This window comes from Enterobacter sp. R4-368, assembly GCF_000410515.1.
Classification (GTDB): domain Bacteria; phylum Pseudomonadota; class Gammaproteobacteria; order Enterobacterales; family Enterobacteriaceae; genus Kosakonia.
This window is the reverse complement of the sequence record NC_021500.1, coordinates 806748-824093: the sequence shown is the minus strand read 5'-3', so window position 1 is coordinate 824093 and position 17346 is coordinate 806748. Positions and strand designations below refer to the sequence as shown.

General features: G+C 56.3%; 16 protein-coding genes. 10 read left to right on the top strand and 6 right to left on the bottom strand.

Annotated elements, in window-relative coordinates; genetic code table 11:
- Position 1: 1 nt before the first annotated feature.
- A complete protein-coding gene (gene sppA, locus H650_RS03730; protein ID WP_020454022.1) occupies positions 2-1855 on the bottom strand; it encodes a signal peptide peptidase SppA in 1854 nt (617 codons plus the stop codon).
- A 162-nt stretch (positions 1856-2017) separates the two neighbouring features.
- Here sppA and H650_RS03725 point away from each other — a divergent pair, with 162 nt between their 5' ends.
- The 3 genes from H650_RS03725 to H650_RS03715 all read left to right on the top strand — a co-directional run bounded on the left by H650_RS03725 (position 2018) and on the right by H650_RS03715 (position 3850).
- Positions 2018-2569, top strand: a complete 552-nt coding sequence (locus H650_RS03725) for an NAD(P)H nitroreductase (RefSeq protein WP_020454021.1) — start codon at positions 2018-2020, stop codon at positions 2567-2569.
- Between the two features lie 109 nt (positions 2570-2678).
- Complete coding sequence (locus H650_RS03720) at positions 2679-3257, top strand: hypothetical protein (RefSeq protein ID WP_233500381.1); 579 nt, start codon at positions 2679-2681, stop codon at positions 3255-3257.
- A gap of 14 nt (positions 3258-3271) precedes the next feature.
- On the top strand, positions 3272-3850 hold the full coding sequence (locus tag H650_RS03715) for a hypothetical protein (protein WP_020454019.1): 579 nt from the start codon (positions 3272-3274) through the stop codon (positions 3848-3850).
- A 25-nt stretch (positions 3851-3875) separates the two neighbouring features.
- Here the strand turns inward: H650_RS03715 and phoC are convergent, their stop codons facing one another.
- A complete protein-coding gene (gene phoC, locus H650_RS03710; RefSeq protein ID WP_020454018.1) occupies positions 3876-4622 on the bottom strand; it encodes an acid phosphatase PhoC in 747 nt (248 codons plus the stop codon).
- Positions 4623-4886: 264 nt separating this feature from the next.
- On the opposite strand from phoC, the gene selD reads away from it, so the two are divergent.
- Complete coding sequence (gene selD / locus H650_RS03705) at positions 4887-5930, top strand: selenide, water dikinase SelD (RefSeq protein WP_020454017.1); 1044 nt, start codon at positions 4887-4889, stop codon at positions 5928-5930.
- Between the two features lie 4 nt (positions 5931-5934).
- Complete coding sequence (locus H650_RS03700) at positions 5935-7890, top strand: DNA topoisomerase III (RefSeq protein WP_020454016.1); 1956 nt, start codon at positions 5935-5937, stop codon at positions 7888-7890.
- A gap of 29 nt (positions 7891-7919) precedes the next feature.
- Here the strand turns inward: H650_RS03700 and gdhA are convergent, their stop codons facing one another.
- The gene (gene gdhA / locus H650_RS03695; protein WP_020454015.1) at positions 7920-9263 is read right to left on the bottom strand and encodes an NADP-specific glutamate dehydrogenase; all 1344 of its coding nucleotides are present in this window, start codon (positions 9261-9263) and stop codon (positions 7920-7922) included.
- Positions 9264-9498: 235 nt separating this feature from the next.
- On the opposite strand from gdhA, the gene H650_RS03690 reads away from it, so the two are divergent.
- A complete protein-coding gene (locus H650_RS03690) occupies positions 9499-9786 on the top strand; it encodes a DUF1496 domain-containing protein (protein WP_020454014.1) in 288 nt (95 codons plus the stop codon).
- On the opposite strand, the gene H650_RS03685 is transcribed toward H650_RS03690, so the two are convergent.
- From H650_RS03685 to xthA, 3 genes are read right to left on the bottom strand one after another with little or no spacing between them, the layout of a single operon-like run.
- Positions 9752-10168, bottom strand: a complete 417-nt coding sequence (locus H650_RS03685; protein ID WP_020454013.1) for a pyrimidine (deoxy)nucleoside triphosphate diphosphatase — start codon at positions 10166-10168, stop codon at positions 9752-9754. The two genes, H650_RS03690 and H650_RS03685, sit on opposite strands and share 35 nt — an antisense overlap.
- Positions 10168-11031: a sulfurtransferase gene (locus tag H650_RS03680; protein ID WP_020454012.1), complete on the bottom strand. Its 864-nt coding sequence runs from the start codon at positions 11029-11031 to the stop codon at positions 10168-10170. The genes H650_RS03685 and H650_RS03680 overlap by 1 nt, the downstream gene beginning before the upstream one ends.
- A 3-nt stretch (positions 11032-11034) precedes the next feature.
- Positions 11035-11841 carry an exodeoxyribonuclease III gene (gene xthA / locus H650_RS03675; RefSeq protein WP_020454011.1) on the bottom strand — a complete coding sequence of 269 codons (807 nt, stop codon included), beginning with the start codon at positions 11839-11841 and terminating at the stop codon, positions 11035-11037.
- 434 nt (positions 11842-12275) lie between these two features.
- Here xthA and astC point away from each other — a divergent pair, with 434 nt between their 5' ends.
- Genes astC through astB form a run of 4 tightly spaced genes read left to right on the top strand, consistent with a single transcriptional unit; the run spans position 12276 to position 17339 of the window.
- Positions 12276-13496, top strand: coding sequence for a succinylornithine/acetylornithine transaminase (astC, locus tag H650_RS03670; protein WP_044489671.1), 1221 nt, complete (start codon positions 12276-12278; stop codon positions 13494-13496).
- Positions 13493-14542, top strand: a complete 1050-nt coding sequence (gene astA, locus H650_RS03665; RefSeq protein ID WP_020454009.1) for an arginine N-succinyltransferase — start codon at positions 13493-13495, stop codon at positions 14540-14542. Before astC ends, astA begins: the two co-directional genes overlap by 4 nt.
- Positions 14539-16017, top strand: a complete 1479-nt coding sequence (astD, locus tag H650_RS03660; RefSeq protein WP_020454008.1) for a succinylglutamate-semialdehyde dehydrogenase — start codon at positions 14539-14541, stop codon at positions 16015-16017. Before astA ends, astD begins: the two co-directional genes overlap by 4 nt.
- Positions 16014-17339, top strand: coding sequence for an N-succinylarginine dihydrolase (gene astB / locus H650_RS03655; protein WP_020454007.1), 1326 nt, complete (start codon positions 16014-16016; stop codon positions 17337-17339). The genes astD and astB overlap by 4 nt, the downstream gene beginning before the upstream one ends.
- The last annotated feature ends 7 nt before the right edge of the window (positions 17340-17346 follow it).

Sequence of the window (17346 nt, the reverse complement as noted above, 5' to 3'; positions counted from 1 at the left end):
TTTAGCGGATATTGGCGCAGTTCAGACAGAGCGCATAACGATTTTGTGGATCGTTAAACACCGCCAGTTTGTCGGTTTCAGCTTTCATCTGTAGCGCAGCGCTTGCCAGTGGCGCGGGCAAATATGCCTGCAATGCTTTTGGCAGCATGGCGCTTACCGAACCGGACATGCTATCCATTAGCCGATCAAAGAATGTCGGCTCTTCCTCGTAGTAATCGATATGCCACTGTTTCAGTTTCGCAAGCTCAGCCGCTTTCGCCAGCGCGTCGTCGAAATCGCCCAACGCATCAACCAGCCCGTTATTTTTCGCATCCTGGCCGGTCCAGACGTGACCCTGGGCGATTTTATCAACCTGCTCAGGCGTGCTGTTGCGCGACTGCGCCACCAGCGTGATAAAGTGTTTGTAGCCATTCTCAATGCTCAACTGCATCATCTGCGAAACTTCGTCCGGCAGCGCTTTGGTCATGCTGACATCTGCCAGCGGCGAGGTTGCTACGCCATCGGTATGCACGCCGATGCTGTCGAGGCTGTTTTCCAGCGTGTTGATAACGCCGAAGATGCCAATCGAGCCGGTCAGCGTGCTGGCACTGGCGATAATGTAGTTCGCCGGGGTCGAGATCCAGTAACCGCCGGAGGCCGCCATGCCGCCCATTGATACCACGACAGGTTTACCTGCCGCGCGGGCTGCCGCCAGCTCGGAGCGGATCACTTCCGATGCGCTGACGCTGCCGCCTGGGCTGTTGACGCGCAGCACAATGGCTTTCACTTTCGGATCCAGACGTGCGTCGCGGATCTGTGCGGCAGTGGTGTCGCCGCCTACGTTCCCCGGCGTCTCTTCGCCGTCCATGATCGCACCGTTAGCGAAAATCACTGCCACGGTATCGCCGACATCGCTCGCTTTTTTTGCCTGGTAATCATACATGCTGACCGCGCGGAAGTTCTTATCCTCCGTGCTCCAGCCAAACTGTTTAACCATTGCTTTTTCCGCATCGGTTGCCGAGCCCAGCTCATCCACCAGCTTGTTGTCCAGCGCGTATTTCGCCGTGTCGCCATCCACTTTACGCAGCCCATCCAGCATCGCTTGCGCGCCCGGGAAGACCTGCTGCGCGGTGATTTGGCGGTTAGCGGCAACGGTGTTGAGGTAGTTCTGCCACAACTCATTAATCCAGCGGCTATCTGCGTCGCGTGCTGCCGGGGACATATCGTCGCGAATAAACGGCTCAACGGCGGATTTATAGGTGCCGACGCGGAATACGTGGGTGGTGACTTTCAGCTTATCAAGCAGCGATTTATAGTAGAGGCCGTTGGTGGCAAAGCCATGCAGATCAACCACACCCTGCGGCGACAGCCAGATCTTGTTGGCGAAGCTGGCAAGGTAATACTGGCCCTGACTGTAATTGTCGCCCACGGCATAAACCGGCTTACCGCTGTCGCGGAACTCACGCAGCGCTTTGCCGATATACTGCATCGATGGTTGATCAGCACCGGCGAAATTTTTCAGATCCATCACAATCCCGGTGATATTCCGGTCATGCTGCGCCTGGCGAATGGTATCGACGATGTCAAACAGTGAGTTTTCCTGCAGACGATCCGAACTGGCACCAAACAACTGGCGGCCCAGTGCGCCAAGCCGGCTGCTGGCCGAGGTTTTGTCCACCACTACGCCGGAAATATCCAGCAGCAATGCGCCCCGACTGTTACTGCTGGTTTTGCTGTCGCTCATTTGCATCCACACGCCTGCGACAACCAGCACCAACAAAATAAAGAAAAGATTCAGCACCAGCTTGCGGATAAAGTTCAGCAATCGCCAGCTCCACTTGAAAAAACCGGCAATAATACGCCAAAGGGTTCGCATGTATTCTCCCTGGTAGTTAACGACCACCGCTGCCCGAGCGGCAAAGTGTGGTTATCCTAATTACCCCGCTGCCACTTGTCAGCAGGAATCGCCTCCGGCGCTGTAACAATTTCTACGCCCGTGTTAATTTTGTGAACAAATTTCAATACAGGAGTTTAACTAATGGACGCACTTGAGATGCTCGTCAATCGTCGTAGCGCATCCCGGCTGGCAGAACCGGCCCCGGCAGGTGAACAACTGGATAACATTGTGCGTGCGGGGATGCGCGCGCCGGATCACGGTACGCTTCAGCCATGGCACTTTTTTGTCATCGAAGGGGAAGGGCGCGAACGTTTCAGTCAGACGCTGGAGCAGGCCGCGATTGCCGCAGGCCAGGATGAAAAAGGCGTCGAAAAAGCGCGTACATCGCCTTTTCGCGCACCGTTAATCATCGCGGTGGTGGCAAAATGCGACATTCACCATAAAGTCCCGCAGTGGGAGCAGTTGCTCTCTGCCGGCTGCGCGGTAATGGCAATGCAGATGGCGGCGCTGGCGCAGGGGTTTAATGGAATCTGGCGCACAGGCCCGCTGACCGACAGCCCGGTGGTTCGCCAGGCATTTGATTGCCGCGAACAGGATAAAATCGTCGGTTTTCTGTATCTCGGCACACCGCAACTGAAAGCCTCGACTACTGTCACCGTACCGGATACCACGCCGTTCGTGACACGTTTCTAAGCTCCGCCTGATATCGGACGGCTGCGACAACTCTGCCGCAGCCGTTTTCTTTTAAAGTCCAGTCTGCTTTCGCCGATAACGTGTTCTTATTAAGGAAAAATAAGGAAAGATGATGCGTGGCGAAATGAAAGCAGGGATGGTAATTGTGGGGGCAATGACGCTGGCAGGATGCACCATCTCCACTTCCACAATGGACGATTACTCAGCAGCGGATGCGGCAAAGCTGCGCGTTGAAAACTATGCGACACCATTGGTGGCAGAAATTTACCAGCAGTCGGGAAGTTGCCTTCGTCAGGTCGATCAAAAATCGCTGACATCCGCAGTGAATATCCTTGGCATTAAATCCACCCGCAATAAAAAAATCGCTGGTATTGCCCCGTTACCCGCCAGCTCGCCATTACAGGGCAAAGATGTGATGGAGTTTTCCGTTAAGCCTGGCCAGTTCTTGCGCATCGGCTATGTCACCGTTTCGCAAACCACCTATTCGCAAACCGTGCATGAATCATTTCGCAGCGTATCGCCAAAAGCGGGGCACAGCTACGAGGTATACACCTTGCCCGGCGGCTACTACACCCACGAAATTATGATCACGGACGTTACCGAAGGCAAAGATACTCCGGCACCGGTGTGGGCACTGAATGAGTGCCCGTATGATTACAATCTGTTCCACACCAAAGTTTATCGCTAAGCGGTGGAATGCTGATGAAACGTCTGATATCCACTGCCGTGATGCTGCTGTTGGCTGGCTCACTGACGGGCTGCATTGAGGTAGCGAATAAAGTCGATAAAGTTATGACATTGCGCACCTGGGAGACGGAAAACAGTCCGGTCATCTATGCCACATTCAATGCGGCAACCGGCGTGCGCGTTAGTTTTTCGACGCGCACATTCCCGGTGCAAATCGCCGATAGTGATGCGTGGTTACGTTTTACCATTGATTACGGTAATGCTTTTGTTCAGTTGCACAAAATCGAAGTCACTCACCTGGCACGCGATCTCCAGCCCTTTGACGCGTTTCTGGCATGGGCTGATAAGCCGCTAGCTACCCGACAGGCTGAAAAGGCGCAGATTAATGCGCGTGCGGACTATGTCAGCAATCACTATTCCGTGGTTAATGAAGCGGGTACGGATGAACCGTTGTTTATTTTCAGAGGAGATATTTTCCTGTTCTCTGACCCCGTCCAGCTGGCGCTCACGCGTGCAGATGTAGCCAACATCATCGTAGAGGCGCAGCGGGTACAACGCCTCTATAACCTGAAAAACGCGAAGGGATCATCGTAAAAGCACGCCCGTCCGGGCGTGCGGTTTACTTATGCTGGGCGGCAAACTCGTCCTTGGCTTTCTGCAACTGTTGCTGGAACGCCGGATTAGTATGCAAAGTGGCAACGACAGCGGAGCCAACAATGCGCGCGGCGTCCACGTCACTTTGCCAGTGGTAGCCACAAATCACCCGGCTTTGCCCCAGGTCGTAGCCGCGTTTGAGGATCTGATCCTGACGCTGTGGGTTAATCTCTGCCAGCACCAGTGCGGTAGCCCAACCGATAGAGGTATGACCGGACGGATAAGAGCCGTTTTTCGCCAGTGAATCCTGCTCTTTAGTGTTGCAGGTTGGTACGCCGTAGAAGGCAAACGGGCGGATACGCATATATTTTTGCTTCGCGCCGCGGGTTGCCAGATCGCCTGCATCTTCGATCATATTGGTCAACAGCTTATGCAACTGAGGGGAGTCTTTCTCGGTGATCGGTGAGCCAAATGCGCCGGAGAAGGCGTTTGCCACGCCGCCGCTGCTCAGGTTTGCGTCTTCCGCTGCCTGTTTGCCGCGCTCGGTGTTACGCAGCAAGCGGCCCTGCTCGTACATCGCCTGATCGTTTAAAAACGCGATGCTACCGACTTCCGGCGGTGGTGGTAACAGCGCCAGGCTATCAATCGCCTGCGCATTTTTCAGGTAATAAAGATCAGGTTTGGTGGTGGCATCATTCCCGGATGGAACCAGAGCAAAAGCGCTGGTAGAGAGCAAACTAGCAAGACAAAACGCGAGGATATTTTTTTTCATGAGCGGTTCCTTTGTGTAAAAAAGCATCTGTAGCCCTCAGTGGCTGCTGTCATATTTCTGTCATGAAAAGCCAAAAAGAACATTGCGGTGACTCGCAAAATGGCCAATGTAGCTATAAATATGAAGTTTACGAGCGAAAAATCATCGCATGCAATCTCTGTTTCGTTTGCTTAATGAGCAATAACGCGCGAATTAAGATTGCCAGACTTACCAGCTCAGCATTTGGGCGCTACCATAGCGCGATTGCAATGACAGGAGATGTCCATGAGCGAGCAAGCCATTCGTTTAACGCAATACAGCCACGGAGCCGGTTGCGGTTGTAAAATTTCCCCCAAAGTGCTGGATACCATTCTGCATAGCGAGCAGGCGAAGTTTCTCGACCCGAACCTGCTTGTCGGCAACGAAACGCGTGATGACGCCGCCGTTTACGATTTGGGTAACGGTACCTGCATTATCAGCACCACCGACTTCTTTATGCCGATTGTCGATAACCCCTTCGACTTTGGCCGCATTGCCGCGACCAACGCCATTAGCGACGTTTTCGCGATGGGCGGCAAACCGATTATGGCGATTGCCATTCTGGGCTGGCCACTCGACAAACTGGCACCGGAAATCGCGCGTGAGGTGATCGACGGTGGGCGTTTTGCCTGCCAGCAGGCGGGGATCGCGCTGGCGGGCGGTCACTCAATCGACGCGCCGGAGCCGATTTTCGGCCTTGCCGTAACTGGCGTGGTACCAACCGAACGCGTGAAGAAAAACAGCACCGCCCAGGCGGGCTGCAAACTGTTCCTCACCAAGCCGCTGGGCATTGGCGTATTAACCACGGCGGAGAAAAAATCGCTGCTCAAACCGGAACACGTTGGTCTGGCAACGGAAGTGATGTGCCGCATGAACCTTGCCGGTGCCGCCTTTGCCGGGATCGACGGCGTAAAAGCGATGACCGATGTCACCGGCTTTGGCCTGCTCGGTCACCTGAGTGAAATGTGCCAGGGCGCGGGTGTACAGGCGCAGATCTGGTATCAGGATGTGCCGAAATTGCCGGGTGTGGAAGAGTACATCGCCCAGGGCGCAGTGCCCGGCGGTACCCTGCGTAACTTCGCCAGCTATGGTCATCTGATGGGTGAGATGCCAACGGCAGTGCGCGATTTGTTGTGCGATCCGCAAACGTCCGGCGGCCTGCTGCTGGCGGTGGCACCGGGTGCAGAAGAGGAAGTTAAAGCGACGGCAGCGGAATACGGTATTCAACTGAGCGCGATTGGTGAACTGGTCAGCGCACGCGGCGGTCGCCCGATGATCGAGATCCGTTAATCCTATGCGGTTATTTATTGCCGAAAAGCCCAGTCTGGCGCGTGCCATTGCCGATGTGCTGCCGAAGCCGCATCGCAAAGGCGACGGCTATATTGAGTGCGGTAATGGTCAGGTGGTGACCTGGTGCATTGGTCACCTGCTTGAGCAGGCGCAGCCGGACGTCTACGACAGCCGCTATGCACGCTGGAACCTGGCCGATCTTCCGATCGTGCCGGAAAAGTGGCAGTTGCAGCCGCGCCCGTCGGTGCTTAAGCAAATCAATGTTATCAAACGCCTGCTCGCCGATGCCGAACAGGTGGTGCACGCCGGTGACCCGGATCGTGAAGGGCAGTTGCTAGTTGATGAAGTGATTGACTACCTGCAACTGCCAGCTGAAAAACGCCAGCAGGTGCAGCGTTGCCTGATTAATGATCTCAATCCGCAGGCGGTAGAGCGGGCGATTGAGCGCCTGCGGGCAAATAGCGAATTTATTCCACTGTGTGTGTCGGCGCTGGCGCGCGCCCGTGCCGACTGGCTCTATGGCATCAACATGACCCGCGCTTATACGCTGCTGGGGCGCAATGCCGGCTATCAGGGCGTGCTCTCCGTTGGACGCGTGCAAACGCCGGTGCTGGGGCTGGTGGTGCGTCGTGACGAAGAGATTGAGAACTTCGTGGCGAAAGATTTCTTTGAGGTGAAAGCGCATATCGTCACGCCAGCCGGGGAGCGCTTTACCGCTCTGTGGCAGCCGAGCGAGGCGTGTGAACCTTATCAGGACGAAGAGGGGCGTTTATTGCATCGTCCGCTGGCGGAGCATGTGGTGAACCGCATTAGCGGCCAACCCGCGCTGGTGACGGCCTATAACGATAAACGGGAATCAGAACTCGCGCCGCTGCCGTTTTCGCTTTCGGCGTTGCAAATTGAAGCGGCAAAACGCTATGGGCTCAGTGCGCAGAATGTGCTCGATATTTGCCAGAAACTCTACGAAACCCACAAGCTGATCACCTATCCGCGTTCTGATTGTCGTTATTTACCGGAAGAGCATTTTGCCGGACGACACGCGGTGATAAACGCGATTGGTGCGCATGCTCCGGATTTGTTGCCGCAGCCGGTGGTGAACCCGGACACGCGCAACCGCTGCTGGGACGATAAAAAAGTCGATGCTCACCATGCGATTATCCCGACGGCCCGCGCCTCGAAGGTCAATCTCAGCGATAACGAAGCTAATGTTTATAACCTGATTGCTCGCCAGTATCTGATGCAGTTCTGCCCGGATGCGGTGTTCCGCAAATGCCAGATCGATCTCGACATCGCCAACGGCAAGTTTATCGCCAAAGCGCGTTTTCTGGCGGAGGCCGGGTGGCGCACGCTGCTTGGTTCGAAAGAGCGCGATGAAGAGAACGACGGCACTCCGCTGCCGGTGGTGGCAAAAGACGACGAATTATTGTGCGAAAAAGGCGAAGTAGTGGCGCGCCAGACCCAGCCGCCGCGCCACTTTACCGATGCAACATTGCTGTCGGCGATGACCGGGATTGCGCGTTTCGTACAGGACAAGGATCTAAAGAAAATTCTGCGTGCTACCGATGGTCTGGGCACCGAGGCGACGCGTGCCGGGATTATCGAACTGCTGTTTAAGCGCGGTTTTCTGGTGAAAAAAGGGCGCTACATCCACTCGACCGAACCGGGACGAGCGTTGATCCACTCACTGCCGGAGATGGCGGCGCGGCCTGATATGACCGCGCACTGGGAGTCGGTGCTGACGCAAATCAGTGAGAAAGAGTGCCGCTATCAGGATTTTATGCAGCCGCTGGTGGGGACACTGCACGAGTTGATTCACCAGGCGCGTAACACGCCGGTGCGTCAGTTCCGTGGGCTGGTGGCACCGGGCGGTGAGAAGAAAAAACCGTTTGCCAAAGGTCGCGGGAAGAAACGCCCGCCATCAGCAGAGGCGGGCGGTGACGCGGCAACTGCGGCCGGATAACGCGTTTTCGCTGTTACCCGGCCAGCTTATTAAATCACGCCCTGCGCCAGCATCGCGTCGGCGACTTTCACGAAGCCCGCGATGTTGGCACCGCGCACATAGTGCGTCTGTTTGCCTTCGCCACCGTACTCAACGCAAGCCTGGTGAATATCCAGCATGATGTGATGCAAACGCGCATCCACTTTTTCCGCTTTCCAGCCCATACGTGCGGCATTCTGCGCCATCTCCAGACCGGAGGTGGCAACCCCGCCTGCATTCGCCGCCTTCCCCGGCGCGAACAGCACGCCCGCCTCGAGGAACAGTTCGGTGGCATCAATGGTGGCAGGCATATTGGCACCTTCCGCCACCGCTTTTACGCCGTTGGCAATCAATACACGCGCCGCGTCGATATCCAGCTCATTTTGCGTGGCACACGGCAGCGCGATGTCGACCGGCACTGACCACGGTTGTTTGCCTTCGAGGTATGTCAGACCAAATTCCCGTGCATAATCGGCTATACGGCCGTCGCGGCTGGTTTTGATCTCGCACAGACGGGCCAGTTTTTCACGGTTAAATCCGGCTTCATCTACCACCGTACCGGCAGAGTCCGACGCGGTAATCACCCGTGCGCCAAAAGCCATCGCTTTTTCAATCGCGTACTGCGCCACGTTGCCGGAACCGGAAACCGCCACACGCATCCCTTCAAAGCCAAGACCGTGACGCTTGAGCATCGCTTCGGTGAAATAGACCAGGCCGTAACCCGTCGCTTCCGGGCGGATCAGACTGCCGCCAAACGACAGCCCCTTGCCGGTAAACACACAAGCGGTATTGTTGGAAAGCTTTTTCATCATCCCGGCCATAAAACCGACTTCGCGTGCGCCGACGCCAATATCTCCGGCGGGCACGTCGGTATCCGCGCCAAGATGACGATACAATTCGCTTATCAGCGCCTGGCAGAAGCGCATCACTTCGCCATCGCTCTTGCCTTTCGGATCGAAATCACTGCCGCCTTTGCCACCGCCCATCGGCAGGGTTGTGAGCGCGTTTTTGAACGTTTGTTCGAAGCCGAGGAATTTGAGGATCGACAAATTTACCGACGGGTGAAAACGCATACCGCCTTTATAGGGGCCAATAGCCGAACTGAACTGTACGCGCCACGCGCGGTTAACCTGCACCTGATTGCGGTCATCAACCCAGGCGACGCGAAACTGGATCACGCGCTCCGGTTCAACGAGGCGTTCGAGTAATGACATCTGGCGGTAACGCGGGTGAGCTTCAAGGAAGGGCCAGAGGGTAGTCATCACTTCACGAACGGCCTGGGAGAACTCCGGCTGGTGCGGGTCACGCTGTTCGACATACTGGAGAAATGATGCAAGAGAGTGCGTCTGATCCATAGATATAAGAGTCTCTTATTGTTGTGGTGAATTTGTTGTGATGGTGGTGCGCAAAAAGCGGGCACTTCCGGACTATAACATCCGCAAAGCTATAGGCCGCAAGGGAAAAAAACGCACACCAGGCAAATTAATAATTGGCAATCTGTCATAACTAAAAACGATGATCGGTGAAATTAAAGTCCTGCTGCAGAGATCCGTTATAGTAATGAGTGGCGTCAATCAAAAAGGACAAGTTATGGCCCGAATTAAGTGGATAGCAGCAGCGTTACTGGTTGCTGCCTCAACCAGCGTGCTGGCTGAACGTTTACCGTCGCCGGGGATTGAGGTGAATGTGCCGCCGGAAGTGTTCAGCTCCGGTGGGCAGACGCAGACCACGCAGCCCTGCATGCAATGCTGCGTATACGGTAATCAAAACTACAGCGAAGGGGCGGTTATCAAAACCGAGGGTGTGTTATTACAATGCCAGCGCGATGAGAGAGCCATTTCCACTAACCCGCTGGTGTGGCGGCGCGTGAAGCCATAAACGCTTCCAGCAGCGGAATATCCGCCGGAGCCAGCGGCAGTTTTAGCGCTTCGGCGGGTAAGCACCACAATAACGCGCGGTGATAGTGACGTACCGGTTCACCGCTAAAATTCACCACATGCCAGGCGTGCAAATGAATCAGCCGCCCGGAAACCTCCCGCTGATGGCTGGCAACATAGCGCGCAGGTACAGCATCAATACCCAACTCTTCCCGCAACTCGCGCGTTAGCGCCTGCGGCTGTGTTTCCCCGGCTTCTACTTTTCCACCGGCAAATTCCCACAGACCGGCCTGATCGGCATGGTCGGGTCGCTGTGCCAGTAAAATGTTGCCGTCGCGCTCAATGATGGCGGCCACGACATCCAGGGTTTTCAGAAGGGTCATTACTGCGTTCCGTTAGTGTGCTGGCTCCATTCGAACCAGCCGCCATCATACACGGCGATATCTGCCCAGCCGAGCGCGCGGGCAATAAAAAAGGCAAACGAGGCGCGCCAGCCGGTACCGCAATAAAAAATCACCGGGTTATCGCCAGTGATGTGCTGTTGTTGCCAGAGTGCGGCGATCTCAGACGGGTTTCGCACCGTGCCGTCTGCATGGTGAAAATTGGTAATCAACTGGCTGTCGCCTGCTGCCAGCCCCCAGCGGGCGCCGGGAATATCGCCGACAGCGGCGATATAGTCGTAACCGCTTGTCTGACCGCTAAACTCAGGCCAACTGCGGATACTGACCAGCAATGTGTCGGGCTGCGCCAGACGCTGCTCGGTTTGCGCCATATTGAGCAGAAGCTCAGGCCGCGCCGGGATATTCACGCCAAAATCCGATTGCGGGTTGATGCCTGACGCTGCACCGGTTTGCCGGGCGAAACCGGCGCGCAACCAGCTCTGCCAGCCGCCATCCAGTAAGTGAACCTCTCTGATCCCGGCGTATAACAAAATGTGCGCCATCCGCTCCGCCGCATAATTGCCGCGGCCGTAAAGGATGGCGGTACTCTCCGCGAGCAGGCCATGACTGAGCAGCACCTGGCGTAATTGTTCTGGCTTGAGCACATTCCACAGCGGCAGGCTTTCTACTTCGCGGGTGTCGATATAATCCGCGCCGGGAATATGCCCGGCGCGATAGCGGTGTTCAGCGTCACAGCCCACTTCCAGCAGCCGCCACTCGCCCTGCGGGCCAGCGGTGACCGGGCGGTGTTGTAGCAGATCCGCCAGCCACGCTGCACAAACCCACGGAGAGCGCGCGGGCGTCATCGGTCAGACCTTAAATTTGGCCCACACCGGTGCGTGGTCGGACGGTTTTTCCATGCTGCGAATGTCGTAATCGATACCCGTCTCAATGCAGCGCTCCGCCAGCGGTTGGCTTGCCAGCAGCAGATCGATACGCAGGCCGCGGTTATCGTCGAAGCCTTTTGAGCGATAATCAAACCACGAGAAGCGATCCTGAGTTTCCGGGTTGGCTTCGCGGAACGTATCCACCAGCCCCCAGCCTTTCAGACGCTCCATCCATTCGCGCTCTTCCGGCAGGAAGGAGCATTTACCGGTGCGCAGCCAGCGTTTGCGGTTCTCTTCACCGATACCGATATCAAGGTCTGTCGGGCTGATATTCATATCGCCCATGATCAACACCGGTTTTGTTTTATCGAGTTCTGTATCGAGATAGTTCTGCAAGTCCTGGTAGAACTTTTCTTTCGCCGGGAACTTCAGCGGGTGGTCGCGGCTTTCGCCCTGCGGGAAATAGCCATTAATCACCGTGATATCGCCGATAGGCGAGGGGATCTCCGCCATGATAATGCGGCGCTGCGCTTCTTCACCGTCGTTCGGCCAGCCGCGACGCACGGAAATCGGCGTCTCTTTGGTCAGCAATGCCACGCCGTAGTGGCCTTTCTGTCCGTGATAAAAAACGTTGTAACCCAGCCGTGCGACATCTTCGAGCGGAAACATATCGTCGTGGACTTTGGTCTCCTGCAGGCCGATGACGTCCGGCTGATGTTGCTCAACCAGCGCTTCAAGCTGGTGAGGACGGGCGCGCAGGCCATTGATATTAAAAGAGACAAATTTCATAGTCGCAGCCATTTAGCAGAGTGAAAGATGCAGAGATGTTAGCAGAATTTACATTTAACCACCGCCACTTATTGATATCGCCGCCGCCGATGCGCACTGGCGCATCACGTGCCCTTATTTAGGGCGAAACGCACTAAAACAGGGCGCACGCTGTAAATTAATTTCGCTGATGATCACAGTTCTATAATTAAAATTTCTAATTGCATAAACAGGCGTCTTTCCTCCCTCTCCACCTCATTTGGATCTCTGATTATTCACTTTTTATGCAAATAAAGTGAATGGCGATAGGTTTTAAGTTATTGAAATTTCGTTGCTGAAAGTCGTTTATGCATTTTTATCGCTGGCTGGCACGAACCGTGCAATCTACATTTACAGCGAAAACGTTCATATTCGTTAACATTTTATCAACTATTTATTTACCGGATGAGGTCGCTATGTCTCTGTCAATTACGCGTGAAAACTTTGATCAATGGATGCTGCCTGTCTACGCGCCTGCGCCTTTTATTCCGGTACGCGGTGAGGGCTCCCGCTTGTGGGATCAGCAGGGTAAAGAGTATGTCGACTTTGCCGGAGGGATTGCGGTGAATGCGCTGGGGCATGCGCATCCCGCGCTGTGTAAAGCGCTCAGCGAGCAGGCGGCGAAGTTCTGGCATACCGGCAACGGTTACACCAACGAGCCGGTGCTGAAACTGGCGAAACGCCTGCTGGACGCGACCTTTGCCGATCGCGCCTTCTTTTGTAACTCCGGTGCCGAGGCAAACGAAGCGGCGCTGAAGCTGGCGCGCAAATATGCCCACGATACCTTTGGCCCGCATAAAAGCGGCATTGTCGCGTTCAAGAATGCGTTCCATGGACGCACCTTATTTACCGTTAGCGCGGGCGGGCAACCGGCTTATTCGCAAGATTTTGCGCCGTTACCGCCGCAAATCCAGCATGCGCAGTTCAACGATCTGGCCTCCGCCAGCGCCTTAATTAATGACGATACCTGTGCCGTTATTGTCGAGCCGATGCAGGGTGAAGGCGGCGTGGTGCCAGCCAGCCAGGCGTTTTTGCAAGGGTTGCGCGAGCTGTGTACCCGTCATAACGCGCTGCTGATTTTTGATGAGGTGCAAACCGGCGTTGGTCGTACCGGCGAGCTGTATGCCTATATGCATTACGGCGTGACGCCGGATGCGCTGACCACGGCAAAAGCGTTGGGCGGTGGTTTCCCGATTGGCGCGATGCTGACCACCGAACAGTTTGGCAAAGTGATGAATGTCGGTACTCACGGTACGACCTACGGCGGTAACCCGCTGGCCGGCGCGGTGGCGGGTGCGTTGCTCGATATCGTCAACACGCGGGAAACTCTGACTGGCGTGAAGCAACGCCATCAATGGTTTACGGAGCAGCTTGCGGCGATCAATGACCGTTATCACCTGTTCAGTGAAATCCGCGGCTTAGGGTTGCTGATCGGTTGTCAACTGGCTCCTGAGTATGCCGGAAAAGCAAAACAACTTTCACAACTGGCAGCAGCAGAAGGCGCAATGGTATTGATTGCCGGTGGCAATGTGCTGCGTTTCGCTCCGGCGTTGAATATCAGCGAAGAAGAGATCCGCGACGGGCTTGCGCGTGTTGCCCGCGCCTGTGAAAAATTCATTACGGAGAACGCATCATGATGGTGATCCGTCCTGTCGCCGAAGGCGATTTACCGGCGCTGATGCGGCTGGCCGGAAAAACCGGTGGCGGCCTGACGTCGTTGCCGGTTGATGAAGCAACGCTTGCTGCGCGGATTGAACGTTCGCGCCGTACCTGGCAGGGCGAGCTGCCGAAGGGTGAGCAAGGGTATGTTTTTGTGCTGGAAGAGACGCAAAGCGGCGAGGTGGCGGGGATTTGCGCCATTGAGGTCGCGGTGGGTCTGAACGATCCCTGGTATAACTACCGGGTCGGGACCCAGGTTCATGCCTCGAAAGAGCTGAATGTCTATAACGCGCTGCCAACGCTGTTTCTCAGTAACGACCACACCGGTAGCAGCGAACTCTGCACACTGTTTCTCGATCCCGCCTGGCGTAAAGAGGGTAACGGCTATCTGTTGTCGAAATCCCGCTTTCTGTTTATGGCGGCATTCCGCGAGCGCTTTAATGAGAAAGTAGTGGCTGAGATGCGCGGCGTGATTGACGAGCACGGTTATTCGCCATTCTGGGAGAGCCTGGGTAAACGTTTCTTTTCGATGGAGTTCAGCCGGGCGGATTACCTGTGCGGCACCGGGCAAAAAGCCTTTATCGCGGAGTTGATGCCAAAGCACCCTATTTATACCCACTTTCTTTCACAAGAGGCGCAAGCGGTGATTGGCGAGGTGCATCCACAGACGGCACCGGCCCGTGCGGTGCTGGAAAAAGAGGGCTTTCGCTACCGTAACTATGTCGACATTTTTGATGGCGGGCCGACACTCGAATGCGATGTTGACCGGGTGCGGGCGATTCGCAAAAGCCGCCTGGTGACGGCAGGCGAAGGCCAGCGTGCACCGGGTGAATGGCCCGCGTGTATGGTCTCCAATGAGCAGTACCAGCAATTCCGCGCCATGCTTATTTACGCGGATCCAAACACCGAGCGTTTGCTCTTAACGGCTGCCGAACTGGATGCGCTGAAGTGCCAGCCGGGGGATACCGTGCGGCTGGTGCGCCTGTGTGCCGAAGAGAAAAGTGGCGAGGAGAAAACAAAATGAGTTTATGGATTAAGGGTGACTGGGTAACAGGCCTGGGCGAACGCCGTGTCAAAACCAACCCGGTAAGCCACGAAGCGTTGTGGCACGGCTTTGATGCCGATAGCGAGCAAGTGGCGCTGGCGTATCAGGCCGCGCGCGACGCTTTCCCGCAGTGGGCGCGGCAGGCTTTTACTGAGCGCCAGGCGATTGTCGAGAAATTCGCGGCGCTACTGGAGATCAACAAAGCGGCGCTGGCCGAAATCATCGCCCGCGAAACCGGTAAGCCGCGCTGGGAAGCGGCGACCGAAGTGACGGCGATGATCAACAAAGCCTCAATATCGGTAAAGGCGTACCACGTGCGTACCGGGGAACAACACACGGAGATGGCAGATGGTGCCGCAACACTGCGCCATCGCCCGCATGGCGTGCTGGCCGTTTTCGGGCCGTATAACTTCCCTGGTCATCTGCCGAATGGGCATATTATCCCGGCGTTGCTCGCGGGTAATACTTTGATTTTTAAACCCAGCGAACTCACACCGTGGACCGGTGAAGCGGTGGTCAAACTCTGGGAGCAAGCGGGTTTGCCTGCAGGTGTGCTGAATCTGGTGCAGGGCGGGCGTGAGACCGGCCAGGCGCTGAGCGCACTGCCGGGGCTGGACGGATTGTTATTTACCGGCAGCGCCAATACGGGTTATCAGCTTCACCGCCAGCTTGCCGGGCAGCCAGAAAAAATTCTCGCGCTGGAGATGGGTGGCAATAACCCGCTAATTGTTGAAGATCCTGACGATACCGATGCCGCCGTCCATCTGGCGATCCAGTCAGCATTTATTACCGCCGGGCAGCGCTGCACCTGCGCACGCCGCTTACTGGTTAAGCGTTCTAAAGCGGGCGATGACTTTCTGGCGCGGCTGGTGGAAGTGAGCGCGCGGCTGCAACCGCAGGCCTGGGATGCGGAACCCGCGCCGTTTTTCGGTGGCCTGATTTCACCCCAGGCGGCGCAGCAGGTTTACCAGGCCTGGCAGGCGCACGAAGCTCGCGGCGGTAAAACTTTGCTGGCACCGCGTCTGTTAGCGGAAGGAACCTCGCTGCTGACGCCGGGGATTATCGAGATGACGGACGTGGCGGGAGTGCCGGACGAAGAAGTTTTTGGCCCGCTGCTGTGTGTCTGGCGCTATGACGATTTTGATCAGGCAATCCGTATGGCGAACGACACGCGCTACGGGCTGGCCTGCGGGTTAATTTCACCGGATCGGCAAAAATTTGATCAACTGCTGCTGGAAGCGCGCGCCGGGATCGTCAACTGGAATAAACCGTTGACCGGTGCGGCCAGTACCGCGCCGTTTGGCGGCGTGGGCGCCTCGGGTAACCATCGCGCCAGCGCGTGGTACGCAGCGGATTACTGCGCATGGCCGATGGCGAGTCTTGAATCTCCCGCGTTGATGTTGCCACAGACGCTCAGCCCGGGACTGGATTTCTCTCGCGAGGCGCAGCCATGAAAGCACGTGAGGTTAACTTCGATGGCCTGGTTGGGCTAACGCACCATTACGCCGGATTATCTTTTGGTAATGAGGCCTCGACCCGCCACCGTTTTCAGGTTTCTAACCCGAAACTGGCGGCAAAGCAGGGGCTACTGAAAATGAAAGCGCTCGCCGACGCGGGTTTCCCGCAGGCGGTGATCCCGCCGCAGGAGCGCCCTAATATCGCGGTCTTGCGGCAGCTTGGTTTCAGCGGCAGCGATGAGCAGGTAGTGGAAAAAGCTGCCGCACAAGCGCCGCAGATCCTCTCCGCTGCCAGCTCGGCATCGTCGATGTGGGTTGCAAACGCGGCTACCGTCTGCCCGTCGGCGGATGCGCTGGATGGCAAAGTGCATCTCACGGTTGCTAACCTGAATAATAAATTCCACCGCGCAATGGAAGCCCCGACCACAGAAGCCGTGCTGCGCGCCATCTTTCGCGATGAAACAGCGTTTGCTGTCCACCCGGCGTTGCCGCAGGTTGCCATGTTTGGCGATGAAGGCGCGGCGAACCATAACCGCTTTGGCGGGGATTACGGCGAAGCGGGTGTGCAACTCTTCGTTTACGGTCGGGAGTACGCAAGCCATGATGCCCCGGCGCGCTATCCGGCGCGCCAGACGCGCGAAGCCAGCGAGGCGGTGGCACGTATTAATCAGGTGCGCGCGGAGCAGGTGGTTTTCGCCCGGCAAAACCCGGACGTTATCGATCTGGGCGTGTTTCATAACGATGTGATTGCCGTTTCGAACCGGCAGGTGCTTTTTTGTCACGAACTGGCCTTTGCTAACCAGGCTCGTGTGCTGGCCGAGCTACACTCTAAAGTACCGGGATTTATGGCAATTGAAGTTCCGCAGCAGGCTGTTTCGGTTAGTGATGCGGTGGCAACGTATCTGTTTAACAGCCAACTGCTGAGTCGTGATGATGGCAGCATGTTGCTGGTATTGCCGCAGGAGTCGCAGGAACATGCCGGGGTGTGGCGCTATCTGAACACGCTGCTGGCGCAGGATAACCCGATCAGTGAGCTTAAAGTATTTGACCTGCGTGAAAGTATGGCGAATGGCGGTGGTCCGGCGTGCCTGCGCTTGCGTGTGGTGCTAACCGAGGCGGAGCAGCAGGCCGTTAACCCGGCAGTAATGATGAATGACAGTTTGTTTGCCACCCTCAATGACTGGGTGGATCGGTACTATCGCGATCGGCTGACGCAAGCGGATTTAGCCGATCCGCAGCTTTTACGCGAGGGGCGGGAAGCGCTGGACCGATTAACGCAGTTGTTGAATCTGGGATCGGTGTATCCCTTCCAGCGTTAACCGGAGG